Raw genomic sequence first — 25,077 nt, forward strand, 5'->3', positions numbered from 1 at the left:
TCCACCGCCATCGGAAACCCCACTAGAGTTTCCCTCGAAGGCCAAGACAGGAGGTTCGTTCCATGATCGATTTCACCGACAAGAAAGCCGTTGCCAAGGCAATCCAGTACACGAACGTCAGCTCCGACCTGACGCGCGACGGCATGGCCGCGCATCTCAAGACCTGCGTCGCCTACGGTTTCCAGGCCGCCATGATCGCGCCTTGCTTCGTCTCGTTCGCCAAGGACGTGCTGGCCGGCACCGGCATCAAGATCGCCTCGACGGTCAACTTTCCGACCGCCAACGACACCCTGGGGATGAAGATCGCCGTGCTGCGCCTCCTGGCCAAGGAAGGCGCCGACGAACTGGACTTTCCGCCCAATCCCGGCCTGCTGCTCGGCGGCGAGGAGAAGGCGTATTTCGAGGAACTGCGCCAGATGGCCCACGTCGCCCATGAGGAAGGCATGGTCATCAAGTCGATGCTGGAATTCGGCTACATCACCACGCCCGAGCTGCAGGCCAAGGCCGGTCGCTACTCGAGCGAAGCCGGGATCGACTGGGTGAAGCAGTCGAGCGGCTGGGGCAAGGGCGGCTGCGAGGCGATCGTCGAGCACGTCAAGATCCTCAAGGCCAACGTCGAACTGCCGTGTCGCGTCAAGGTTTCGGGCAAGGTCAACACGCGCGAGAAAATGCAGGCGCTGTTCGAGGCGGGCGCCGAACTGGTGGGCACAAGCTCCGGTCCGGCCATCGTCGATGGCGTGGTCGGCAATCCCAACGCCTATTGAGGCCTGCCCAAGCGCCAAGCCGGGCTTTCGGAAAATCCGGGCGAAGCATTCCGTCTTGCTTTGCCCGGAGTTTCTCGCGGCCGAAACGGCCATCCAGGCGCCGCTGCAAACGCCGACGGAACCATGTCCGAGCATCACGCCATCTCATTCCGACCGTCCGGACTTGTGGCAAGCTCCGATGAGGGGCAGTCGATTCTGACCATCGCACGTCGCGCCGGTCTGGCTCTCGAATCGGCGTGTGGCGGACGCGGGATTTGCCGATCCTGCGCCGTCCGCGTGGAGGGACCGCTGCTGCCCGCCGCGCCTTCGCAGGAGCAAGGATTTACCGCTGAAGAGACTGCGGCTGGATGGCGGCGAGCCTGCAAGGCATTTCCGGCCGGTGACTGCATCGTTCACGTTCCCGAGCGGGGCCTCGTCGGCCAGTCCTTGCACGTCAAGCACGCGGCGCTGGACTTCGTACCCATCGAGCGGGCGGTGCTGGCGCCGGCCGAGGACCGGTGCTGGCGACGCGGCGCGACCTTTGTCGGACCGGTCGCCGGTCCGGCCCCGCTCGGCCTTGCCGTCGACCTCGGCACCACCAACCTGGCTGCGGCGGTTGTCGACATGACCTCGGGAGAGGTGTTGCGCAGCGGTTCACGCCTCAATCCGCAGACGGCTTTCGGCGGCGACATCATCGGCCGCCTCAGCCACGCCCTGGCCGGCGTCGAGCAGCGCCGGCAACTGCAGGCCGCCGCGCTGGGCGGCATCGCGGCGCTCGCGGATGAGCTGACTGACGGCCAACCGCTGCGAATTGGCGAGATTGCCGTAGCCGGCAATACCGTCATGCAGCATCTGCTCTTGGGACTGCCCGTCGAGGGCCTGGCAAAAGTGCCGTTCACGCCGGCAACCAAGGCGGCGGTCGAGCGGCCAGCCGCCGATTTCGGTCTCGCCGTCGCACCGGGCACGCAGATCTATTGTGCCCCCAGCATCGCCGGCTTTGTCGGCGGCGACCACGTCGCCGCCCTGATCGATGTCCTTGCCGCGCCGCCCGCCGGAACCTGGGCGTTGCTCGACATCGGGACCAACACGGAAATATCGCTCAGCGCCGGCGGCAAGCTGACCAGCGTATCCTGCGCCTCCGGCCCCGCCTTCGAGGGGGCCGGCCTTTCCTGCGGCATGCGGGCGGCACCGGGGGCGATCGAGCACGTCAGCATCGACGACGAGCTTCACCTGTCAACCGTCGGCGGCGGACAGCCGGTTGGCGTCTGTGGCTCCGGCGCCCTGTCGCTGGTGGCGGCACTCCGCCGATCCCGTGTCATCAATGCGCGCGGCCGGCTCGACATCGCAGGGCTGCGCGTCCGCGAGCGCTACGGCAGACGCGAATTCGTCCTGAGCGAGGATTGTGGCGGGACGGCCGCGCCTCTCGTCTTCACGCAGAACGACATTCGCGCCATCCAGCTCGCCAAGGGAGCCATCCGCACCGGTCTCGATGTCCTGCTGAGCGATGCCGGGCTTGCCAGCCAGGACCTCGACCGCGTTCTTGTCGCCGGTGCCTTTGGAAGCTTCATCGACATCGACGATGCCATCGCCATCGGTCTTCTGCCCGATGTGCCCCGCCGGAATGTCGTGCAAATCGGCAACGTCGCCGGCACCGGCGCATGCCGGCTCGTCGCCTGCAACGGTGCGCGGACGCGCGCGGCCCGGCTTGCGACGGAGATCCGCTATGTCGAACTCGCCTCGCAGCCGGATTTCGATACCGTCTTCGCCTCGAACTGCCTGATGTGACGGACGACCGCCATGACGCCCAAGGTCATTGCCTGCCAGGTCATGCTGAACGAACTCCGGTCGCTGATGCCGGCGGACTGGTCGTTCGAGAGCCTGGAGATCAGCCTTCACAATCGTCCTCGCCGCCTGCACGTGGCACTGCAGGCGGCCATCGATGCGGCCGATGGCCATTACGATCCGATCTATCTCGGCTATGGGCTCTGTGCGCAGGCCACCGTCGGCCTCGCGGCCCGGCAATCGCGGCTGGTCCTGTTGCGCGCCGATGATTGCATCACCGCGTTTCTTGGCTCACGCCAAGCCCGCCGACACCTGCTCGACAGCGATCCGGGCAGCTACTACCTGACCCGCGGCTACATCGGCGACGGCACCGGTTCGGTATTCGATGACTATCCACGCCTCGAAAAGCGCTTTGGCCGGGAACGGGCGACGGCGGTGATGCAGGAGTTGCTCGGTCACTACCGAAAGCTCGTCTACATCACCATGCCCGGCGTCGAGCCGATGGAAAGCGACCGTCTTTATGCTCGCGCTCACGCGGCAAATTTTGGCCTGGAGTATGTCGAGATGGAAGGCAGCCTCGCGCTTCTGAAGCAGATGGCGGAAGGCAACTGGAGCGGCGACGTCCTGATGGTTTCGCCGGGGGAGCTGATCACGCTCGAGATGATGATGTCGAGCTAACCGGCAAGGCGCGGGAAGGATGCCGCCCGCTCGGAGGTATCCCCGGCTCCCTGGGCAGTGCCCTATTGCGGGGATTCCCCATGCCGATATCGGCATGATTCCAAATGCCGCGAGCCGGATCCTGCCGCATGGCCGGGCTTGGCGGATATTGCGCCTGCTCTCGGCCATGCGGCAGTTCGCTACGTTCACAGCGCTTCAGGGGCGCAGGGGGTGGAACGCGGCAAACCGGCTTTTCTTACTCGACCTTCAGGAAGTCGAACGGCTTTTCGGGGACGAACTCTTTCGACACCTCGCCGGCGAGGATACGGGCCATGTCCGTCCCGAGTTCCAGCTTGCGGACCTCGCCGCCTTCGGTGAAGTCGAGCTTCTTCACATCCACCCAGAAGATGTTGGGCGACGTTGCGGACTCGCCGTAGAAGACCATGCTCTTCTGATCCGCCACCACGCGCCAGCGGGTGGTGGACAGGTTCGGCGTGCCGGGAATGCTCACGCCATAGGGGGCGGACGCGTTGCGGATCACGCTGAACACCGCGGCGGCGGCGATCCGGGGATCATCGCTCTGGGTCACCGCGTTGATATAGGAGCTGGCGCGCACGAAGCGGTCTTCGGGGCGGCTGGTGCCGGGCAGGAAGTTGACGAAGCTGACCGCCTGCCAGTATTTCAGGTTGATGAGCTGCTCGTCATAGGGCGGGTCGTTCGTCACCGCCTGATACGAACGGTCGTGATGGATCTTCAACGCGCCGTCGATCCATTCGAGAACAGCGCTGTCGCCGGACGAATCGGACAGCGTCATGTGCAGCGGCGCCAGGGTGCCGGGACGGCCGGGTACCTCGCCGCTCACCACCTGCACCGGATGGCTGCCCGCGTATTCGACCGCTTCCGAAACCGTTGCGAACTGGTCGAGGAAGAACTGCGCCCAGATCGCCAGCGACATGCGCGGCGTCTTCCCGTCATCCTTCGGGAACGTCGTGCCGTTCAGCCACAGCAGGCTGGCATTGAGCCCGGCTTCGTTGATGCCGTCGACGGTGGAAATGTCGTAGCCCGAAACGGCCAGGCTGCCATATTTCGAGGTCCATTCCATCGAGCGAGCGCCGGCGGCGCCGTCGCGCTTCATCCCGCGCGGAAAGACCCAGAAGTTGCTGACCATCGGATCCTTGAAGTCCATGTTGCGACCGGTCAGGTTCCGTCCCTCGGGTCCATGATAGACGACCCGCGTGCAGGCCTGAGCCTCGACGGTGAACAGCACCGAGGCGGCAGCCAGCGTGGCAAGCAGATATACAAGTTGGGACATGTTGAACTCCTATCCATGACAAGACTGCGCGAGACCTTTGTCGATCAAAATCGATAGGTCACGCCGAGAACAGGGCCGTGGAAGCGCGCGTCGAAGACATGGCCATTGCCCTCGTAATCGACGCCGAGCGCCTTGTAGCCCGCGGAAGCGGAAAGGTGATCGCTGAAGACGTAGTTGACGGTCGCCAGAGCCGACCATGTGAAATTGGAACCGGCGCCGAAGCCGCCGATGTCGGCCTCTCCCTGCAAGGACAGGTTCTCCGTCACCGGCACGAAGGCGCGCAGGCCGACCACCGGATCGACCCATGCGAGGGTTTCCTTGTAGTGGACGGACCCTTGCAGGCCGCCAAGGCTCCCGTGGATCTTCGCAGTGTTCGAGACACTCCAGATGCGTGCGCCTCCGAGAGCGTCCAAGGTAAACTGCGGCGTATCGAAGACCCGGTAGCCACCCATCAATGTCGAGGTGAGCAGTGTCGTGTCCAGCTTGAAGTCGATGTCGCCGCCTGCCGGGATCACGCCGACGCCGGGGATGGTTAGTGCCGGCAACGGTCCGGTACTGTGGCTGTCGGCCAGATTGACGTACATGAGGTCGCCCGAGACAACGAAGCGGTCATAGCGTCCCCAGACGTTCATGAAACCGCCGAATCTCAGGTCTTTCATTACATCGGAGAATGTCTTCTCGATGCCGATCGACGGGCCGTGCCGAAACGGCGAAATATTTCCGTCGATACCGGTGGTCCATACATAGGGCGTGATCTGCAACGCCCATCTTGGGGGGGGCGCCGGAACAGGCTCCTCCGGAGGGCCGAGGGAGACGTCCGCGCCATAAGCGGAATGTGCGCCGCAAAGGTATAGCGCGACGACAGCGGCATACCAGGGCGCCAGAAGCCCGTTTGGCGCAGCGGAAACCGCCCGTGCCTGAGAACGGTGACGGGGACGACCTACGCAGCAGGTCAGATCTCGGGACTTTCTGCCAGATCGCAGTGGCATGTCGCGCCTCTCTGGAGCTACGTAAATTTGGCTATTTCAACGTTGCGAACAACGTGCTTTGAGGGGATCTCAAAATCTAATCTTCGAGATAGGTCTAGACCAAGACAATAACAATCGGCAAGTCCCGTTTTTAACGTTCTTATTATCTGTCGTAAACTTTGTGTTACATATAGAATATAGACGTAATTCTTTGAGTCGAGAGGCGGCGTAGCATGAAGATTATCGAGGGAGCACAAAAGATCATGAGGGGTGGGGCATGCCACCAAATAAACTGTCTTGATCGCTACTTTATGTTTGTCACACGAATTCTATCAACCAGAAATTATGAGGCCGGGAAACTGAAGAATTATGGTTGCCCGCTCCGCCGCCTTGAGGACGGAGTACCGATAGTCTTTGGTGTGTTTCCTTGCTAGATCAATTGGAAGGTGTAGTCGGTAGAGAACGGAATCGCGGCTGTGCCCGATGCCGCGCCCGGCGCGGCGAGTGATTCCATCCGTGGCCCAGGTTTGACCGAGGGGGGCGAGACGAATGGATGGCCTGCATGCCGCCCCTCGACGCGCCGCGGCTCGAAGGATGACGGCGCCAAGACACGGCAACGGCGTGCTGATCGAAGCCGGCCGGGAGCTGACCGCCGGCCGGGATCGAGTTCAATGCCCTCAGTCCGGCATGCCCGGTCCGAGTTCGTGATCGTCGATCAGCGGGTCGGGAACGCACTCCTTGGCCAGCCGCTCGGCGTCGTCGATCCAGATGGTCTGGCCGTCGATCCGGATGCCGTGCGCCTCGAGGCCGGAAAGGACGCGTGAGAAGGATTCGCGCGTGATGCCGAGTTCCGAGGCGATGAGGTTCTTCTCGTAGGGCAGCACGGCCCGGTCGGGCGTGCCCTGCCGCTCCGACAGCATCAGCAGGTAGCAGCCGACCCGCTGGACCGCCGAGCGCAGCTTGAGGTTCTTGATCTGCCTCACCATGCGTCGGAACTGGGTCGCCAGGCTGCCGATCAGTGCGTTGGCCAGCGTGAGGTCGGAGGTCACCAGCTCGCGGAAGGTGCGAGCCGGGATGAGCAGGAAGGTCGACGGCTCGGGCACCTTGCCCCGCATCAGGTAGGGTGCGCCGGTGACGACGGCAGCGGGGATGATCAGGTCGGGCGGTGACACCACCTCCACCAGCACTTCGCGCCCTTTGGTCGAGCGACCGAAAAGCTGCACCGAACCCGACATGACGACGATCTGGAAATTCGGCAGATCGCCCTGCTCGAACAACAGGCTGCCGGCCGGAACCACGTGGAGCAGCGTGGTTTCCATGATCTCGCGACGATGGTCGTCGGACAGGCCGCGCAGAATCGGCAGTTCCTCGGGAGTCAAGGCCATGGGCGAAATATCCATCCTCTATGTGCTTATCCTAAAGATTGATCGCCATCTCTCCGACTTGTGACTTATGTCACGTTCATTATTGTTCCATATCAACGTTCGGTGCGGCCAACGCGACCACAATGACAGCAGGCGAGGCGAGGAGCTAGCCCGATCACATAAGCGTCCAGGCCGTCGGAGGACTATGATGAAGGTCGCAGGGCAGGAAGGCGCGGAGCGCGCCCTTGGCATGAGCACGGTTGCGTTTACGGTGTGCTTTGCCGTTTGGACGATCTTTGCCATCATCGGCATCCGGCTGCGCGAGGAGTTGCAGCTCTCGGAGGCCGAGTTCGGCCTTCTGGTCGGTACGCCGATTCTCACCGGATCGCTGATCCGCATCATACTGGGGATCTGGACTGATCTCTACGGCGGCCGGCTGGTGTTCACGCTCAACATGCTGGCGGCGGCCGCCGCCACCTTCCTGCTGTCCTACGCCCACACCTTCCCGACCGTGTTTGTCGCTGCCCTCGGCGTCGGCATCGCCGGCGGCTCCTTCTCGGTGGGCGTCGCCTACGTGTCGCGCTTCTTCCCGCCCGAGCGCCAGGGCATCGCCCTCGGCATATTCGGCGCCGGCAACGTCGGCGCCGCGGTCACCAAGCTGCTGGCGCCGTTCGTGCTGGTCGCCTTCGGCTGGCAGGCGGTGGCCGAGGTCTGGGCGGTGGCGCTGGCGCTGATGGCCGTGCTGTTCTGGGTGACCACCAAGGACGATCCGGTCATCCGGCAGCGTCGGCTGACCGGTGAGCGTCCCAAGAGCGCATTGCTCGAACTGGCGCCGCTCCGCAACGTGCAGGTCTGGCGCTTCTCGCTCTACTATTTCTTCGTCTTCGGCGCCTTCGTGGCCCTGTCGCTGTGGCTGCCGCAATATCTGGTGCGCGTCTACGGTCTCGATATCGAGACGGCCGGCGTCATCGCCGCCTGCTTCTCGATCCCGGCCAGCCTGTTCCGCGCCTACGGCGGCCACCTGTCCGACACCTACGGCGCCCGTCGCGTCCTCTACTGGACCTTCCTCGTCTCGATCGTCGCCACCTTCGTCCTGTCCTATCCGGCCGCCGACTACGTGATCCAGGGCGCCCACGGCGACATCCGCTTCCACCTCGGCATGGGGCTGGTCGGCTTCACGGTGACCGTCTTCATCCTCGGCTTCTTCATGGCTCTCGGCAAGGCGGCGGTCTACAAGCACATCCCCGTCTATTATCCAAATCACGTCGGCGCGGTCGGCGGTCTGGTCGGCATGATCGGCGGTCTCGGCGGCTTCGTGCTGCCGATCCTGTTCGGCGTGCTGCTCGATCTCACCGGCCTCTGGACGTCCTGCTTCATGGCGCTGTTCGTCGTCGTGGCGGTGTCGCTCATATGGATGCATGTCGCCGTCCGCCAGATGGAGCGGGCCGCCGCCGGTCCCGTGCTGGCCGCGCTGCCGCCGTTCCCGGAAATGCTGGACATGCCCCGGCCCGTCGCGGCGGTTGCCCCGAGCAAGGCCGTGCTGACCGACTGGCGGCCGGAGGACAAGTCGTTCTGGCAGTCGACCGGACGCCCCATCGCCCGGCGGAACCTCTGGCTGTCGATTCCGGCCCTGCTGCTCAGCTTCGCCATCTGGCAGGTGTGGTCGGTGGTGGTCGGCAAGCTGCCGCTCGTCGGCTTCGACCTCACCACCGATCAGTTGTTCTGGCTGGCGGCGCTGCCCGGCCTGTCCGGCGCCACCTTGCGCATCTTCTACTCCTTCATGGTGCCGGTGTTCGGCGGCCGTCTCTGGACGACGCTGACCACCTGGTCGCTGATCATCCCGGCGCTCGGCATCGGCTATGCCGTGCAGAACCCCGAGACGCCCTACGCGGTGCTGCTCTTCCTGGCGCTGTGCTGCGGCTTCGGCGGCGGCAACTTCGCCTCCTCGATGGCCAACATCTCCTTCTTCTTCCCGCGGTCGGAGAAGGGCAACGCGCTGGCGCTCAACGCCGGCCTCGGCAACCTCGGCGTCTCCGTGGTTCAGTTCGTCGTGCCGCTGGCCATCACCATGGGCATGTTCGGCAAGTTCGGCGGCGAGCCGATCATCGTCGCCGGCGCGTCCGGCCCGGTGCCGCTGTGGCTGCAGAACGCCGGCTTCTTCTTCGTGCCCTTCATCGTCCTGTCGGCCTTCGCCGCGTGGTTCGGCATGAACGACATCGCCTCTGCCAAGGCGTCCTTCTCCGAGCAGGCGGTGATCTTCGAGCGCCGGCACAACTGGATCATGTGCTGGCTCTACACGGGAACCTTCGGCTCGTTCATCGGCTATTCCGCCGGCTTCCCGCTGCTGTCCAAAATGCTGTTCCCGGACGTCAACGCGCTCGCCTACGCCTTCCTCGGCCCGCTGGTCGGCGCTCTCGCGCGCTCGGGAACCGGCTGGCTGGCCGACCGGCAGGGCGGCGCTCGCGTCACGGTCTGGGTGTTCGCGCTGATGATGGCCGGCACGGCCGGCGTGCTGTGGTTCATCGGCATCAAGGATCAGCCGGGCGCCTTCTGGGGCTTCTTCATCTCGTTCCTGGTGCTGTTCTTCGCCACCGGCGTCGGCAATGCCTCGACCTTCCAGATGATCCCGGCCATCTCCGCCCGCGAGATGGCGCGGCTGATGCCCGACGCCGACGCCGAGACGCGCCGCCGTCAGGCCGAGAAGGAAGCGGCGGCCATCACCGGCTTCACGTCGGCCATCGCCGCCTTCGGCGCCTTCTTCATCCCCAAGGGCTTCGGCACCTCGATCGCCCTGACCGGCGGTGCCGAGGCGGCCCTGTGGTCGTTCATGGCCTTCTACGTCACCTGCCTGGTGATCACCTGGGCCGTCTATGCCCGCCGCGGCGGCCTGCTCCACGACGTCGAACGGCAGCGGCGGTCCGCCGCCGTCCCGGCCCACCGCTAATTCCACGAAAGGCGAGAACAATGTCGCATTTTCTCGATCGCCTGACCTTCTTCCGGAAGTCCACCGAAAGCTTCTCGGACGGCCACGGCATCGTCACCGACGAGGATCGCTCCTGGGAGGACGGCTACCGCAAGCGCTGGCAGCACGACAAGATCGTCCGCTCCACGCACGGCGTGAACTGCACCGGCTCCTGCTCGTGGAAGATCTACGTCAAGGGCGGCATCGTCACCTGGGAGACGCAGCAGACCGACTATCCGCGCACCCGGCCCGACCTGCCGAACCACGAGCCGCGCGGCTGCGCCCGTGGCGCCTCCTATAGCTGGTACCTCTATTCCGGCGCCCGCGTGAAGCATCCGATGGTGCGCGGCCGCCTGCTTCGCCTCTGGCGCGAGGCGCGCAAGACCCTGCCGCCGGTCGCCGCCTGGGCATCGATCGTCGGCGATGCCGAGAAGCGCCGCTCCTACACCTCGATCCGCGGCCACGGCGGGCTGGTGCGCGCCACCTGGGACGAGGTCAACGAACTGATCGCCGCCGCCAACGCCCACACCATCAAGGCGCACGGTCCGGACCGCGTCGTCGGCTTCTCGCCCATTCCGGCGATGTCGATGATCTCGTACGCGGCGGGCGCCCGCTACCTGTCGCTGATCGGCGGCGTCTGCCTGTCCTTCTACGACTGGTACTGCGACCTGCCGCCGGCCTCGCCGCAGACCTGGGGCGAGCAGACCGACGTGCCCGAAAGCGCCGACTGGTACAACGCCGGCTTCCTGATCCTCTGGGGCTCCAATGTGCCGCAGACGCGCACGCCCGACGCCCATTTCTACACCGAGGTGCGCTACAAGGGCACCAAGAGCGCGGTCGTCAGCCCCGACTATGCCGAGGCGACCAAGTTCGCCGACATCTGGCTCGCCCCCAAGCAGGGCACCGACGCGGCGCTGGCGCTGGCCATGGGCCACGTCATCCTGCGCGAGTTCCATCTCGACCGCCGGGTCGAGTATTTCGACGACTACGCGCGCCGCTACACCGACATGCCCTTCCTCGTCCGGATGGAGGAGAAGGACGGCCGCCTGATCCCGGAGCGCCTGCTGCGTGCCTCGGAGCTGCCCGGCGGCCTCGGCGAGGCCAACAATCCCGACTGGAAGACCGTGGCGATCGACGAGACCACCGGCGACCTCGTGGCGCCGCTCGGTTCGATCGGCTTCCGCTGGGGCGAGAGCGGCCGCTGGAACCTTGAGGAGAAGGACGGCCGGGGCCGCGATACCCGCCTGAAGCTGACGCTGGCCGATGCAGACCATCAGATCGCCGCCGTCGACTTCCCCTATTTCGGCGGCCGGGCCAGCGAGCACTTCGTCTCGACCAGCCACGGCGACATCCTGACGCGCAATGTGCCGGTCCGCGATATCGAGACGGCCGGCGGCGCCAGGGTGAAGGTCGCTACCGTCTACGACCTGATGATGGCCAACTACGGCCTCGATCGCGGCTTCGGCGGCGATTTCGTCGCCCGCACCTATGACGAGGACGTACCGTTCACCCCGGCCTGGGCCGAGAAGATCACCGGCGTCAAGCGCGACGCCATCGTCACCGTCGCCCGTGAGTTCGCCGACAACGCCGAGAAGACGCGCGGCCGCTCGATGATCATCATCGGCGCCGGCATGAACCACTGGTACCACATGGACATGAACTACCGGGGGGTGATCAATCTCCTGGTGTTCTGCGGCGCCGTCGGCCAGTCGGGCGGCGGCTGGTCGCACTATGTCGGCCAGGAGAAACTCAGGCCGCAGACCGGCTGGGCGCCGCTCGCCTTCGGCCTCGACTGGGCGCGTCCGCCGCGCCAGCAGAATTCGACATCCTTCTTCTACGCCCACACCGACCAGTGGCGCTACGAAAGCCTGACGGCGGCCGAGATCCTGTCGCCCACCGCGCCGGGCGGCGAGTGGGAGAACAGCTTCATCGACTACAACGTCCGCGCCGAGCGCATGGGCTGGCTGCCGTCGGCGCCGCAGCTCAGGCAGAATCCGCTCGGCATCGCCGCCGCCGCCAGGGCGGCTGGCCTGGAGGTGAAGGACTATGTCGCCAAGGCGCTGAAGTCGGGCGACCTCGACCTCTCCTGCGAGGACCCCGACGATCCGGCCAACTGGCCGCGCAACATGTTCGTCTGGCGGTCGAACCTCTTGGGCTCGTCCGGCAAGGGGCACGAGTATTTCCTGAAGCACCTGCTCGGCACCAAGCACGGCGTGATGGGCAAGGATCTCGGCACCGAGGGCGCGGTCCTCAACAAGGAGGTCGTCTGGCACGACAAGGCGCCGGAAGGAAAGCTCGACCTCCTGGTGACGCTCGACTTCCGCATGTCGACCACCTGCGTCTACTCCGACATCGTGCTGCCGACCGCCACCTGGTACGAGAAGAACGACCTCAACACCTCCGACATGCACCCGTTCATCCATCCGCTGTCGGCGGCGGTCGATCCGGCCTGGGAGGCGCGCTCGGACTGGGAGATCTACAAGGGCCTCGCCAGGGCCTTCTCGGCCATCGCGCCCGAGGTGCTGGGCGTCGAGGAGGACGTCGTCCTCACCCCGATCCAGCACGACAGCCCCGGCGAGATTGCCCAGGCTTTCGACGTCGCCGACTGGAAGCGCGGCGAGATCGACCCCGTCCCCGGACGGACCATGCCGGCGGTGAATGTCATCACGCGCGACTACCCGCACGTCTTCGACCGCTTCACCGCCCTCGGGCCGCTGATGACCGAGGTCGGCAACGGCGGCAAGGGCATCGCCTGGAAGACGGCGCACGAGGTCGAGGCGCTCGGTGCGCTCAACGGCGTGCATCGCGACGGCCCCGCCAGGGGGCTGCCGAAGATCGACACCGACATCGACGCCACCGAGGTGGTGCTGATGCTCGCCCCCGAGACCAACGGCGAGGTGGCGGTGAAGGCCTGGGAAGCGCTCGGCAAGGCCACCGGCCGCCAGCACGCCCACCTCGCCCTGCCGAAGGAAGACGAGAAGATCCGCTTCCGCGACATCCAGGCGCAGCCGCGCAAGATCATCTCCTCGCCCACTTGGTCGGGCATCGAGAGCGAGAAGGTCTGCTACAACGCCGGCTACACCAACGTCCACGAGCTGATCCCCTGGCGGACGCTGACCGGCCGGCAGCAGCTCTATCAGGATCACCTGTGGATGCGCGCCTTCGGCGAGAGCTTCGTCACCTGGAAGCCGCCGGTCGACCTGAAGGCGATTGCCCGGCTCGGCGGCCACAAGAGCAACGGCGAGACGGAGATCGTCCTCAACTTCATCACGCCGCACCAGAAGTGGGGCATCCACTCCACCTACACCGACAACCTTCTGATGCTGACGCTCAATCGCGGCGGCCCGGTGGTGTGGATATCGGAAACCGACGCCCGCTCGGCCGGCATCGTCGACAACGACTGGGTGGAGGTGTTCAACGCCAACGGGGCGCTGACGGCCCGCGCCGTCGTCTCCCAGCGCGTCAATCCCGGCATGATGATGATGTATCACGCCCAGGAGAAGATCGTGAACACGCCCGGTTCCGAGCTGACCGGCAACCGCGGCGGCATCCACAACTCGGTCACCCGCACCGTGCTGAAGCCGACCCACATGATCGGCGGCTACGCCCAGCAGTCCTACGGCTTCAACTACTACGGCACCGTCGGTTCCAATCGCGACGAGTTCGTCGTCATCCGCAAGATGTCCAAGGTCGACTGGCTGGAAGAGCCGCTCGCCGCTTCGGGCGTCCCGGCTGCTCAGGAGGTTTGAGACATGAAGATCCGTGCCCAGATCGCCATGGTGCTGAACCTCGACAAGTGCATCGGCTGCCACACCTGTTCGGTCACCTGCAAGAACGTCTGGACCAGCCGCGAAGGCGTCGAATACGCCTGGTTCAACAACGTCGAGACCAAGCCCGGCATCGGCTACCCGCGCGAGTGGGAGAACCAGAAGCGCTGGAACGGCGGCTGGCGCCGCAAGACAAACGGCGGCATCGAGCCGAGGATCGGCGCCAAGTGGCGGGTGCTCGCCAACATCTTCGCCAACCCCGACCTGCCGGAGATCGACGACTACTACGAGCCCTTCACCTTCGACTACGAGCACCTGCACACCGCAAAGGAGTCGAAGGCCTTCCCCACCGCCCGGCCGCGCTCGGCCATCACCGGCCAGCGCATGGAGAAGATCGAGTGGGGGCCGAACTGGGAGGAAATCCTCGGCGGCGAGTTCGAGAAGCGCTCGAAGGACGTCAACTTCGAGGGCGTCCAGAAGGACATCTACGGTGAATTTGAAAACACCTTCATGATGTACCTGCCGCGCCTCTGCGAGCACTGCCTCAATCCGGCCTGCGTCGCCTCCTGTCCCTCGGGGGCGATCTACAAACGCGAGGAAGACGGCATCGTCCTGATCGATCAGGACAAGTGCCGCGGCTGGCGCATGTGCATCTCCGGCTGTCCCTACAAGAAGATCTACTACAACTGGTCCTCGGGCAAATCCGAGAAGTGCATCTTCTGCTATCCGCGCATCGAATCCGGCCAGCCGACGGTGTGTTCGGAAACCTGCGTCGGCCGCATCCGCTATCTCGGCGTGCTGCTCTACGACGCCGACCGCATCGAGGCCGCCGCGTCGACCGAGAACGAGCAGGACCTCTACGAGGAGCAACTGAAGGTGTTCCTCGATCCGAAGGACCCCGCGGTGATCGCCCAGGCGCGCGCCGACGGCGTTCCCGACAGCTGGATCGAGGCGGCGCGCCAGTCTCCGATCTGGAAGATGGCGATGGAATGGAAGGTCGCCTTCCCGCTGCATCCCGAATATCGCACGCTGCCGATGGTCTGGTACGTGCCGCCGCTGTCGCCCATCCAGTCGGCGGCCGCCGCCGGCCGCATCGGCGAGACCAACGGCATGCCGGACGTCCGTTCCCTGCGCATCCCCGTCCGCTATCTCGCCAACCTCCTGACCGCCGGCAAGGAGGAGCCGGTGACGCTGGCCCTCGAACGCATGCTGGCCATGCGGGCCTACATGCGCGGCAAGACGGTGGAAGGCTTCGCCGACGAGGCGCTGGCCGCCCGCGTCGGCCTCACCGGGGCGACCATCGAGGACATGTACCAGATAATGGCGATCGCCAACTATGAGGACCGCTTCGTCATCCCCACCAGCCATCGCGAGATCAACGACGACGCGCAGAGCCTGCGCGGCTCCTGCGGCTTCTCCTTCGGCAACGGCTGCTCGGGCGGCGACAGCGACGCCAACCTGTTCTCCACCGCCAAGGTGAAGAAGGCCCGGAATCCGATGGAGGTGATCTGATGTCCAACACCTTCAGGGCTCTCTCGGCGCTGCTCGCCTATCCGACCGACGACCTGCGCCAGGCCATCGCCGACATCGGGTCCATTCTGGTCGATGACGGCCTCGTCGGAGCGCGCGAGCGCGCCGATCTCTGGCCGCTTCTGGCCGAATTGCGCAACGACGACCTCTACGAGTTGCAGGAACGCTACGTCGGCCTGTTCGATCGCTCGCGCACCCTGACGCTCAACCTCTTCGAGCACGTGCACGGCGAGAGCCGCGACCGTGGTCAGGCGATGGTCGATCTTGCCGCGCTCTATGAGCGTGGCGGCCTGACCATGACCGCGAACGAGTTGCCGGACTACCTGCCGCTGCTGCTCGAATATGCCTCGACCCGTCCGCTGGCCGAGGCCCGTCAGCTCCTCGCCGACATCGCGCCGATCGTCGCCGCGCTGCGCGAGCGGCTGTCCGAACGCCGCTCGGCCTATGCCGGCATCTTCGCGGCGCTGCTTGCCATCGCCGGCGATGCCGGCACCGAGCCGGCGGAGCTGGCCGAGCCCGCCGACATCGATGCCGACTGGGCCGAGGACCCGGTCGCCTTCGGGCCGGAAGCCGCCCCCGGCTGCTCGTCCGACCGCACCATCAGCCGCATCCGGGCCGCCCGCCGCGATGCGCGTGCCGAGGAGACCAACCATGTCTGAGTACATCAACAGTGCCCTCTTCGGCTGGTACCCCTATGTCTGCCTTACGGTGTTCGCGCTCGGCAGCCTGATCCGCTTCGATCGCGAGCAATACACCTGGAAGACCGGCTCCTCGCAGCTGCTGCGCAAGCGCCAGCTGTTCTGGGGCTCGAACCTGTTCCACGTCGGCATCCTCGTCATCTTCGGCGGCCATTTCGTCGGCCTGCTGACGCCGGTCTGGGTGTTCGACGCGCTCGGCATCAGCCACACCTTCAAGCAGCTCCTGGCCATGACGGTCGGCGGCATCGCCGGCGTCGCCTGCTTTATCGGTATTGGGCTGCTCGCCCACCGCCGCCTGTTCGACCCGCGCATCCGCAAGACGTCGAGCTTCTCCGATATCGCCATCCTCCTGCTGCTCTGGGCGCAGCTGACGCTCGGCTTGTCGTCGATCTTCGTGTCGGCGCACAACCTCGACGGCCATGAGATGGTCAAGCTGATGAGCTGGGCACAGGGCATCGTCACCGCCCAGCCGTCGGCCGCCGCCCAGCTCGCCGACGTCCACTGGATATTCAAGACCCACATCCTGCTCGGCCTCACCATCTTCCTGGTGTTCCCGTTCACCCGTCTCGTTCACGTCTGGAGCGCGCCGATCTGGTATCTCGGCCGAACCGGCTATCAGGTGGTGCGCACCCGCCGCCGGCTGCGCCCCGGCGTGGCCAGGCGGCCGCTGCCGCGCCCGGCCGGGGAGTGACGCCCATGGTCGCCATCGACGTCGATCACCGCCGCAAGCATCCTTCCGGGCAGGCCGACCCCGCCCGGACCGCCCCGACGGCCTCCCGTCCTGATCTTCCGAGGATCACCGTCGACGGCGTTGTCATCGAGCGCCAGGCGATCGCCGCGGAGATGCAGAACCACCCCGGCGAAGACGCCGGCGAGGCGCTGCGCAAGGCGGCGGTGGCGCTGGTCATCCGCGAACTGCTCCTCGGCGAGGCCCGCCGTCTCGGCATCGTCGCCGAGCCGGAAACCGATGCCGACGGCCGCCGCGAGACGGACGAGGATGCGCTGATCAGGGCGCTCGTCGCGGCGGAAGTGCAGGTGCCCGACGCCGACGAGCAAACGCTGCGCCGCTATTACGACAACAACCGCCGCCGCTTCTCGTCGCCGCCTCTCTTCGCGGCCAGCCACATCCTGCTCGCCGCCCGCGGCGACGATGCGGCGGCCTTCGCGGCGGCCCGCGACAAGGCGGCGGCGGTGCGCCAACAGCTCGTCCGGCAGCCGCATCGCTTCGAGGAATTCGCTCGCGATCTTTCCGACTGCCCGTCGGCCAAGGTCGGCGGCACGCTCGGGCAGATCGGGCCGGGCGAGACGACGCCGGAATTCGAGGCGGCGCTGGCCGCCCTCGCGCCCGGCGAACTGTCGGAGCCGGTCGAAACGCCCTACGGCGTCCATCTGATCCGTCTCGACCGGCGGATCGACGGCGCGGTGCTGCCCTTCGAGGCGGTACGGGATCGCATCGCCGACTATCTCAGCGAGCGCGTCGAGCGGCGGGCGAGCGCCCAATATGTTTCCCGATTGATCGGCCGGGCGGACATCGACGGCTTCGATATCGCCGGCTCCGCCCTGCCGCTGGTCCAGTGAGAACGCCATGCTGGGAAAGTTCATCAACGATCTCGACGATCCCCAGGTCGTGCTCGATCTGGTCGCCGCCCTCGACGCGCCCGACCTGCTGGCGCGGATCGGCCGGGCCGCCGCAGCCGCGGGACAGACGCCTTCGGCCTACCTCGCGGTCTCGGTGCGCACCTTCGTCGATACGGCGTCCGACGACGCGTGGGTGCAGCTCGTCGGCATCATGAACCGGGCGGCCGACCCGAGCCTTGCCGCCATGCGCGCCATTGTCGAGGCCGTCCTGCCGGCCGAAGGGAAGCGCTGACATGACCTTCCATGCCGCCGAAGGCTTCCGGTCCGTCATCGCCAACGCCCTGTCCTTCGAGGCAGTCCGCCGGGAAGCCCTGCGCCTCGTCGGACCGATCGACCGCCGCGAAAGCGTGCCGCTCGGTTCGGCCTCCGGCCGCCTGCTGGCGGAAACGATTGTCGCGCCGCGCCATCTGCCGGCCTTCGATCAGGCGGCCATGGACGGCTATGCCGTCCGCTTCGCCGATATCGGCGACGCGCCGCTCCGCGTCGACGGTACCACGCTGGCCGGCGATCGCCCGGCCCGGCTGACGCCGGGCACCGCCCGCCGCATCATGACCGGTGCCGGCCTGCCGGCCGGGGCCGACACCGTCGTTCCGCACGAGGAAACGGCGATCGCCGGCGCCGAACTGGTGACGGTGAACAATGTGCGCCCCGGCGACAACATCCGCCGGGCAGGCGAGGACATCGCGCGCGGCGGGGTGCTGCTCGAAAAGGGCAGGCGGCTCGCCTGGCCCGACATCGCCGCGCTCGCCGCGCTGGGCATCGGCGCCGTGGAGGTGGTCGCGAAGGCGCGGGTCGTCCTGCTGACCACCGGCGCCGAACTGCGCGACGCCGGCGAGACGCTGCCCGTGGCAGGCGTCTACGATTCCAACGGACCGATGCTGAAAGCGCTGCTGGCCGGCAACGGCGTCGAGGTGACGAGAACGGCGGTCGGCGACGATCGCGATGCCCTGACGGAGCAACTCGCCGCCGCCGGCCGCGGCGCCGATCTGGTCGTCACCTCGGCCGGCATGTCGTCCGGCGACCGCGATCTGGTGCGCGCCGCCGTGGCCGCCGCCGGCGGTGCGATCGTCGTGCCCTCCGTGGCGATGAAGCCGGGCAAGCCGCTGGCCCTCGGCACGATCGCCCGCGCGGCCTTCGTCGGGCTGCCGGGTAACCCGCAGGCGGCCGCTTTTGGCGCCCTGGCCTTCATCCGGCCGATGATCGCCGCGCTGATCGGCCGGCCCGCCGCATCCCCCGTTATGGCGCGATCCGGCTTTGCCGGCCAGGGCCGCCGCGACAGGACGGAACTGGTTCCGGTCGCGCTCGACACGGACAGCGGGCAACTGGTGGCGCGCCCGGCCGGACAGCCGGGATCGCACCGCCTGATGCCGCTCCTCGCCGCCGACGCCGTGGCGATCGTTCCGCCTGCCGACGTCCCGCTCAAATCGGGCGATCCGCTCGAGGTGCTGCCGTTCCGCGATCCGGATTTTCAGGGAGTGCTGCCGTGACCTGCGCGCTGACCGACCGCTTTGGCCGCACCATCCGCTATCTGCGCCTGTCGGTGACCGACCGCTGCGACCTCCGGTGCGTCTACTGCATGGCCGAGGACATGCAGTTCGTGCCGCGGCGGGATCTGTTGACGCTTGAGGAACTCGATCGGCTGGCCTCGGCCTTCGTGGCGCGCGGCGTCAGCAAGATCCGGATCACCGGCGGCGAACCGCTGGTGCGCAAGGGCGTCATGACGCTGTTCCGCTCGCTGTCCCGCCACCTCATGAGCGGGGCCGTCAGGGAACTGACGCTCACCACCAACGGCACGCAGCTGGCCGGCCATGCCGACGCCCTGGCGGCGGCCGGCGTCGGGCGGGTCAACGTGTCGCTCGATACGCTCGATGCCGATCGCTTCCGGGCGCTGACCCGGCGCGGCGTGCTCGGCACGGTGATGGACGGCCTGAGGGCGGCGCGCGAGGCCGGGCTCAAGGTCAAGCTGAACACGGTGGCGCTCAAGGGTATCACCGAGACGGAAATCTTCGACCTCATCGACTTCGCCCACGGCCACGGCATGGACCTGACGCTGATCGAGACCATGCCGCTCGGTGACGTCGGCGTCGACCGGACCGACCAGTACCTGCCGCTCACCGAACTCAGGCGCATCATCGAGCGCCGGTTCACGTTGACCGACACGCCCGAACGATCCGGCGGCCCGGCCCGCTACGCCCGCGTCGCCGAGACCGGCGGCCGGCTCGGCTTCATCACGCCGATGACCCATAACTTCTGCGACAGCTGCAACCGCGTCCGCGTCAGCGCTACCGGCGTCCTCTACACCTGCCTCGGCCAGGAGGAGCACACCGACCTGCGGTCGGCCCTGCGCGGCTCGGAAGGCGACGATCTGTTGAACGCCGCGCTGGAGCGCGCCATAGACCTCAAGCCGAAGGGGCACGACTTCGCCATCGGCCCGGACCGCCGTCCCGCGCTCGGGCGCCATATGTCGGCGCTCGGCGGATGACCGCAAGGCGCGACGCCTCCGGCGCCTGAACTCGCACCCAGCAAATTCAATGCGTTGCCGGACCTCCGGATAGTTCCGAAGGCGGTCGGTCGATCGCGCAGAGAAGCTCCCCCTCATCAGGCGGCCGGCCAGGGGCCGATTGCCGCCATCTCCGGGCTCGGCCGGGCGGCGACAGGCTCGACGGGGCAGGCCAGGAAGGTGTCGCGCCCCTCTGGTGACGCGCTCGGCATGGCGCAAGACCGGCATGATGCCCGCTTTGCGATCTCTGGCTGGCCTCTCCGGTCCTGCCGGGCGGCCGGTGTGCAGGATTGTCCATGAGCTTGGCGATAGCTGTGACTACTCATCGACAGGGCGCGTGCGGTATGGTGAGGATAACGATCATAGCGGTAGCCCGCGGCAGGCGGACACCAGACAAGGGAGTTGAAAGCCGATGACGCGTGAGGGGAGCAGCATGGCCGAGGCGATCGCCAACGGCCAGACATCGCTGGGAATCGAACTCGGATCCACCAACATCAAGGCTTGCCTCGTCGGGCCGGACCATCAGGTGATCGCCACCGGCAGCCACGGCTGGGAAAACCAGTTCGTCGACCGCCTGTGGACCTATTCCGAAGAGGCAATCTGGGCCGGCCTGCAGGCCGCCTTCGCCGCGCTCCGCGCCGATGTCGAGAAGCGCCACGGCGTGCCGCTGACCCGCATCGGCGCGCTGGGTTTCTCGGCGATGATGCACGGCTATCTCGCCTTCGACGCGGCCGGCAAGCTGCTGGTTCCCTTCCGCACCTGGCGCAATACCAACACCGAGCGCGCCGCCGCCGAACTGACCGGCACGCTGGGCTTCAACTTCCCGCTCCGCTGGTCGGCCTCGCATCTCTATCAGGCGGTGATCGACAAGGAGCCGCACGTCGCCGACGTCGCCTTCATCACCACGCTCGCCGGCTTTGTGCACTGGCGTCTGACGGGCCGGAAGGTGATCGGCGTCGGCGATGCTTCGGGCATGTTTCCGATCGACGCGGCCACGCATGACTATGACGCGCCGATGCTGAAGCGGTTCGGCGAGATGGTCGCCGCCCACCGGCCGGGCCTCGACGCCGCCGCGCTGTTCCCCAAGGTTCTGGTGGCCGGTGAAGATGCGGGCGCGCTGACCGCCGAAGGCGCCGCGCTGCTCGATCCGACGGGCAAGCTGCAGCCGGGCGCGCCGGTCTGCCCGCCCGAGGGCGATGCCGGCACCGGCATGGTGGCGACCAACGCCGTCGCCCCGCGCACCGGCAACATCAGCGCCGGCACCTCGATCTTCGCCATGGTGGTGCTGGAGAAGCCGCTGACCACCGTGCACGAGGAACTGGACATCGTCACCACGCCGGCCGGCGATCTCGTTGCCATGGTCCACTGCAACAACGGCGCCAGCGAGCTTGGCACCTGGGCGGGGGTGTTCACCGAGTTCGCCAAGGCCATCGGCGCCAAGGCCGACGCCAATGCCGTGTTCGGCGCGCTGTTCGCCGCGGCACTGGAAGGCGAGGCGGACGGCGGCGGGCTGATCGCCTACAACTATCTCGCCGGCGAACCGATCACCGGCCTCACCGAGGGGCGTCCGCTGGTGGTGCGTACCCCCGGCAGCCGCCTGACGCTGGCCAACTTCATGCGCACCCAGCTCTACGCCGCCTTCGGCACGCTGAGCCTCGGCATGAACGTGCTGCATGGCGAGGGCGTGAAGCTCGATTCGATGTTCGCGCACGGCGGCATGTTCCGGACGGCCGGCGTCGCGCAGCGCCTGCTGGCCGCCGCCATCGGCGCGCCGGTGACGGTGGGCGACACGGCGAGCGAGGGCGGCGCCTGGGGCATCGCCGTGCTGGCCGAGTACCTGAGGAGCGGCGCCGGCAAGGGGCTGGGCGACTATCTGGCGGAGCGTGTGTTCGCCAGCGCCAAGCTCGATGTCGCCAAGCCTGATCCGGCCGATGTGGCGGGCTATGCCGCGTGGCTGAAGCAGTATGAGGCGGGGCTGGCGATCGAGAAGGCGGCGGCGGAAGCCATCAGCTAAGCATCCGGCTCGGGCGCGCGAGGCTTCCCGGATCGAAGCGCAGCTGGAAAACTGGCGCGGCGGCTCGGCTCTTGCCGGCCGCCGCCCGTCAGACGCCGAACGGATAGGTCTCGGCCGCATCGGCCGGCGTGTGCGGCTCCGGTCCGAGCGGCGTGACGGCGGTCGTCGTGTCGAACCAGACGTAGGCGTCGAATTGCCGCGACGGCGCGGCATCCTGGTAGTGGCTGAGGCGCTCGCTGCCGGGCAGGTAGATGACGCCGATGAAGCGCTGTGGCAGCGGCTGCGCCAGACGGGCGCGCAGCGTATCGTCGCCGTGGAAATCGAGCAGGAAGCGTGCCGGCCCGGCCGCGTGGCAGAGGCTCTCGAAGCTGTCGCCGGCCGACGGCTGCACCGGCATGATCGCCATCCGGGCGCCCCAGTCCGAGGCGGCGGCGACGGTGCCGGCGTGGGTGCCGAAGCCGATCAGCGCCACGGCGTCGCCGAAGCGCTCGCGGCAGAGCTGGCCGATGTTCAGCTCGTCGCGCAGCGCGCCCATGTCGGTGTGGCGGGCATCGCCGATATGCGAATTGTGCGCCCACACCACCGCCTTGGCATCGGAGCCACGCGCATCGAGCAGCCGCTCTAGCGTATCGAACATCGCCCGGTCGCGCAGGTTCCAGGTCTCGGCGCCGCCGTAGTACATGGCGCGGTAGTAATGCTCGCCGGCCGCGACGAGCTGTGCGTTCTGGGCGGCGTCGAACAGGCCGTCACCCTCGTCGGTCGCCGCGGCATCGAGCCGGCGGCCGAGCAGTTCGCGGCACTGGGCGACCACGGCCGCCTCGCAACTGCGGTAGCTCTGGGTGAGGACGGCACGGCCGTAGACGGCAGGATCGCGCTGCCAGGGCGTCAGGCAGCCGTAGCGCTGGCGGGCCACGGCGGCCGCCGCCGGATCGACCCGGTCGAGATAGTCGAGCACGGCGGCGATCGAACCGGAGAGGTTGTAGATGTCGAGGCCGAAGAAGCCGGCCCGCCGCTCCGGCGGCAGCTCCGCGTTGTGGCGACGCAGCCAGCCGACGAAAGCCTCTACCTCGACGTTGCGCCACATCCAGGTCGGGAAGCGCTGGAATGGCGGCTCGCCGCCGGCGGCCGGCCGATGACGGACATAGCGATCGACGGCGGCGGCATCCGGCCAGTCAGCCTCGACGGCGACGAGGCTGAAGCCGTGTTCCTCGATCAGATGGCGGGTGATGGCAGCGCGCGCCCGGTAGAACTCGGCGGTACCGTGCGTCGATTCGCCGAGCAGTACCAACCGGCGGCCGGCGAAACGGTCGAACGCCCGGGCGAAGGCCGGGTCGTCGATCTCCGGCAGCGGTTCGGCGGCGGTGGCGATCAGGTCCGCGAGGCGCGGCACGGCCGGCGGTGCGCCGCGCCAGCCCTCGGCGCCGATCAGCGGTACGAAATGCACGCCGCCGAGGCCCTCCGAGACGTAATCCGTCTCGCTACGGCGCGTCACCTTCAGGAGGCGCTGCAACGTCTCCTCGCTGCCGACCGGCATCACCAGGCGGCCGCCGACGGCGAGCTGCCGCTTCAGCGCCTCCGGCACGCGCGGCCCGCCGGCCGACACGATGATGACGTCGAAGGGCGCCACCTCGGGCCAGCCCCGGCTGCCGTCGCCGGCCCGGATCTCCACGTTGTCGTAGCCGAGCGCCGCGAGCCGCCGCCGGGCGGCGATGGCAAGCGGCGCATGTCGCTCGATGGCGTGCACCCGGCCGGCGATGCGGCTCAGCACGGCCGCCGCGTAGCCCGAGCCGGCGCCGACCTCCAGCACCCGGTCGCCTGGTTGCACCGCCGCCGCGGCGATCATCAGCGCCACGACATACGGCTGCGAGATGGTCTGTCCCTCGCCGATCGGCAGCGGTTCGTCGTCGTAGGCGGACGCCTCGGATCCCGCCATGACGAAAGCCTCGCGCGGGACCTCGGCCATGGCGGCGAGTACGGCGGCGTCGCGCACGCCACGCCGCGCGATCTGGGCCTCCACCATGTGCTGTCGGTCCTTGGCGAGGTCGGCGGACATCGGCGTCTACTTGTTGGTGCGGCCGACGTGGCGGGGATCGACGCCGCCCTGCTGGTTGAGATCGTTGGCGACGTCGCCCTCGACGGTGTTGTCGCCCTTGAGGAGTTCGTCATCCTCGGGCGTGGCGATGCCGGGCGACCGGCCGATGCCGGGATCCTCGACGAGGTCCTTGTCGGACGGCTTTTGCGTCTTGGGATGCTTGTCGGACGTCATGGCTTGCCTCCCTTGCCGGACTGGACGCGGTGCTTGTTGTGCTCGCTCTCCTGATGGACGCCGCGCGGCATGCGCCGTTCGTCACCGGCCGAGACCGGCGGCACCGGCCCGTCCTGCCGCTCGGGCGGCGGTTGTCCGGCCGGCCGGTCGAGGTCGGCGCGTTCGTCGAATTCCGGGCCGGCATTGGCCGTCTCCACCCGCTTCTCGATGATGTCGAGCTGTTGCTCGTGGGTTCTCTTCGACTGCATGGCTTTGCTCCTGAAGTCGTCGGGAGTAGATTAACGTTTCGCTCCGGGGGTAGTTCCTCCTGTTGCGGGAACATCCGACCCCTCAGGGCATTGGTGCGTTGCCAAGCGTTTTCCAACGGAGGGAGGCCGAGATGCCCCTAAGCCTGATCAGTCCGGCGTTTGCCGATGGCGCCCCGATCCCGCTCAAGTACAGCCGCGACGGCGACAATCTGTCGCCGGAACTGCGCTGGAGCGGCCTGCCGGACGGCACGCGCAGCCTGGCGCTGGTGGTCGAGGACCCGGATGCGCCGCGCGGCACATTCTACCACTGGGGCGTCTACAACGTGGCGCCCGACGTCGACCGTTTCCCGGAAAGCGTCGAGACCGGGCCGCTGAAGCATGTGGCGCCGGTGGTGGTGAACGACTTCGGCAACGCCCGCTACGATGGGCCGGAGCCGCCGCACGGGCATGGCGTTCATCACTACCACTTCCGCCTCTACGCGCTCGATGCGCCGTCGCTGCCGGTGCCGCGCACCGCCGACGTGCGGCAGCTCCGCCGGGAGGCGGAGAAGCACGCGCTGGCGGTCGCCGAACTGGTCGGTACCTACGAGCGGTGATGCAAAAGAGAAACCGGCAACGGTCTCAATGG

At 67.3% G+C, this 25,077-nt stretch carries 19 protein-coding genes and 1 pseudogene; 14 read left to right on the forward strand and 6 right to left on the reverse strand.

Going from position 1 to position 25,077, the window contains the following annotated elements; all coding sequences use genetic code 11:
* The first annotated feature begins 62 nt into the window (after positions 1 to 62).
* From deoC to H512_RS0111455, 3 genes are all read left to right on the forward strand, one after another.
* A complete protein-coding gene (deoC, locus tag H512_RS0111445) occupies positions 63 to 764 on the forward strand; it encodes a deoxyribose-phosphate aldolase (RefSeq protein WP_026783572.1) in 702 nt (233 codons plus the stop codon).
* Positions 765 to 887: 123 nt separating this feature from the next.
* On the forward strand, positions 888 to 2,528 hold the full coding sequence (locus tag H512_RS0111450; protein WP_084798434.1) for an ASKHA domain-containing protein: 1,641 nt from the start codon (positions 888 to 890) through the stop codon (positions 2,526 to 2,528).
* Between the two features lie 12 nt (positions 2,529 to 2,540).
* Positions 2,541 to 3,203: a DUF1638 domain-containing protein gene (locus tag H512_RS0111455; protein ID WP_026783574.1), complete on the forward strand. Its 663-nt coding sequence runs from the start codon at positions 2,541 to 2,543 to the stop codon at positions 3,201 to 3,203.
* A gap of 370 nt (positions 3,204 to 3,573) precedes the next feature.
* Here the strand turns inward: H512_RS0111455 and H512_RS0111460 are convergent.
* The 3 genes and pseudogenes from H512_RS0111460 to H512_RS23645 all read right to left on the reverse strand — a co-directional run.
* Positions 3,574 to 4,494: pseudogene (locus tag H512_RS0111460) on the reverse strand (linear amide C-N hydrolase); the annotation flags it as partial.
* Between the two features lie 44 nt (positions 4,495 to 4,538).
* On the reverse strand, positions 4,539 to 5,255 hold the full coding sequence (locus H512_RS0111465; RefSeq protein ID WP_245585396.1) for a hypothetical protein: 717 nt from the start codon (positions 5,253 to 5,255) through the stop codon (positions 4,539 to 4,541).
* A gap of 884 nt (positions 5,256 to 6,139) precedes the next feature.
* Positions 6,140 to 6,847 (reverse strand): helix-turn-helix domain-containing protein, encoded by a 708-nt coding sequence (locus H512_RS23645; protein WP_156899464.1) that lies wholly within the window; start codon positions 6,845 to 6,847, stop codon positions 6,140 to 6,142.
* A 184-nt stretch (positions 6,848 to 7,031) separates the two neighbouring features.
* On the opposite strand from H512_RS23645, the gene H512_RS0111475 reads away from it, so the two are divergent.
* The 10 genes from H512_RS0111475 to H512_RS0111520 all read left to right on the forward strand — a co-directional run bounded on the left by H512_RS0111475 (position 7,032) and on the right by H512_RS0111520 (position 21,935).
* A complete protein-coding gene (locus tag H512_RS0111475) occupies positions 7,032 to 9,770 on the forward strand; it encodes a nitrate/nitrite transporter (RefSeq protein WP_026783577.1) in 2,739 nt (912 codons plus the stop codon).
* A gap of 20 nt (positions 9,771 to 9,790) precedes the next feature.
* Positions 9,791 to 13,537 (forward strand): nitrate reductase subunit alpha, encoded by a 3,747-nt coding sequence (locus H512_RS0111480; RefSeq protein ID WP_026783578.1) that lies wholly within the window; start codon positions 9,791 to 9,793, stop codon positions 13,535 to 13,537.
* Between the two features lie 3 nt (positions 13,538 to 13,540).
* Complete coding sequence (gene narH / locus H512_RS0111485) at positions 13,541 to 15,067, forward strand: nitrate reductase subunit beta (RefSeq protein ID WP_026783579.1); 1,527 nt, start codon at positions 13,541 to 13,543, stop codon at positions 15,065 to 15,067.
* A complete protein-coding gene (gene narJ, locus H512_RS0111490; protein ID WP_036791304.1) occupies positions 15,067 to 15,744 on the forward strand; it encodes a nitrate reductase molybdenum cofactor assembly chaperone in 678 nt (225 codons plus the stop codon). The genes narH and narJ overlap by 1 nt, the downstream gene beginning before the upstream one ends.
* Positions 15,737 to 16,474, forward strand: coding sequence for a respiratory nitrate reductase subunit gamma (gene narI / locus H512_RS0111495; RefSeq protein ID WP_026783581.1), 738 nt, complete (start codon positions 15,737 to 15,739; stop codon positions 16,472 to 16,474). The genes narJ and narI overlap by 8 nt, the downstream gene beginning before the upstream one ends.
* 5 nt (positions 16,475 to 16,479) lie before the next feature.
* A complete protein-coding gene (locus H512_RS0111500) occupies positions 16,480 to 17,361 on the forward strand; it encodes a peptidylprolyl isomerase (protein WP_026783582.1) in 882 nt (293 codons plus the stop codon).
* A gap of 7 nt (positions 17,362 to 17,368) precedes the next feature.
* The gene (locus tag H512_RS0111505; RefSeq protein WP_026783583.1) at positions 17,369 to 17,653 is read left to right on the forward strand and encodes a hypothetical protein; all 285 of its coding nucleotides are present in this window, start codon (positions 17,369 to 17,371) and stop codon (positions 17,651 to 17,653) included.
* Between the two features lies 1 nt (position 17,654).
* The gene (locus H512_RS23650) at positions 17,655 to 18,908 is read left to right on the forward strand and encodes a molybdopterin molybdotransferase MoeA (protein WP_053239780.1); all 1,254 of its coding nucleotides are present in this window, start codon (positions 17,655 to 17,657) and stop codon (positions 18,906 to 18,908) included.
* Positions 18,905 to 19,903 carry a GTP 3',8-cyclase MoaA gene (gene moaA, locus H512_RS0111515; RefSeq protein ID WP_026783584.1) on the forward strand — a complete coding sequence of 333 codons (999 nt, stop codon included), beginning with the start codon at positions 18,905 to 18,907 and terminating at the stop codon, positions 19,901 to 19,903. The genes H512_RS23650 and moaA overlap by 4 nt, the downstream gene beginning before the upstream one ends.
* A 430-nt stretch (positions 19,904 to 20,333) precedes the next feature.
* Positions 20,334 to 21,935: a xylulokinase gene (locus tag H512_RS0111520; RefSeq protein WP_026783585.1), complete on the forward strand. Its 1,602-nt coding sequence runs from the start codon at positions 20,334 to 20,336 to the stop codon at positions 21,933 to 21,935.
* A gap of 88 nt (positions 21,936 to 22,023) precedes the next feature.
* Here the strand turns inward: H512_RS0111520 and H512_RS0111525 are convergent, their stop codons facing one another.
* From H512_RS0111525 to H512_RS0111535, 3 genes are read right to left on the reverse strand one after another with little or no spacing between them, the layout of a single operon-like run.
* Positions 22,024 to 23,988, reverse strand: coding sequence for a protein-L-isoaspartate(D-aspartate) O-methyltransferase (locus H512_RS0111525; RefSeq protein WP_036791307.1), 1,965 nt, complete (start codon positions 23,986 to 23,988; stop codon positions 22,024 to 22,026).
* Between the two features lie 6 nt (positions 23,989 to 23,994).
* Entirely contained in the window at positions 23,995 to 24,201 is a 207-nt protein-coding gene (locus H512_RS0111530; RefSeq protein WP_026783587.1) for a hypothetical protein, read from the reverse strand.
* Positions 24,198 to 24,449, reverse strand: a complete 252-nt coding sequence (locus H512_RS0111535; protein ID WP_026783588.1) for a hypothetical protein — start codon at positions 24,447 to 24,449, stop codon at positions 24,198 to 24,200. Before H512_RS0111535 ends, H512_RS0111530 begins: the two co-directional genes overlap by 4 nt.
* Positions 24,450 to 24,580: 131 nt before the next feature.
* On the opposite strand from H512_RS0111535, the gene H512_RS0111540 reads away from it, so the two are divergent.
* Positions 24,581 to 25,045, forward strand: coding sequence for a YbhB/YbcL family Raf kinase inhibitor-like protein (locus H512_RS0111540; RefSeq protein WP_026783589.1), 465 nt, complete (start codon positions 24,581 to 24,583; stop codon positions 25,043 to 25,045).
* Positions 25,046 to 25,077 lie beyond the last annotated feature (32 nt).

It is taken from the genome of Pleomorphomonas koreensis DSM 23070 (assembly GCF_000425185.1).
GTDB classification, from domain to species: Bacteria; Pseudomonadota; Alphaproteobacteria; order Rhizobiales; family Pleomorphomonadaceae; genus Pleomorphomonas; species Pleomorphomonas koreensis.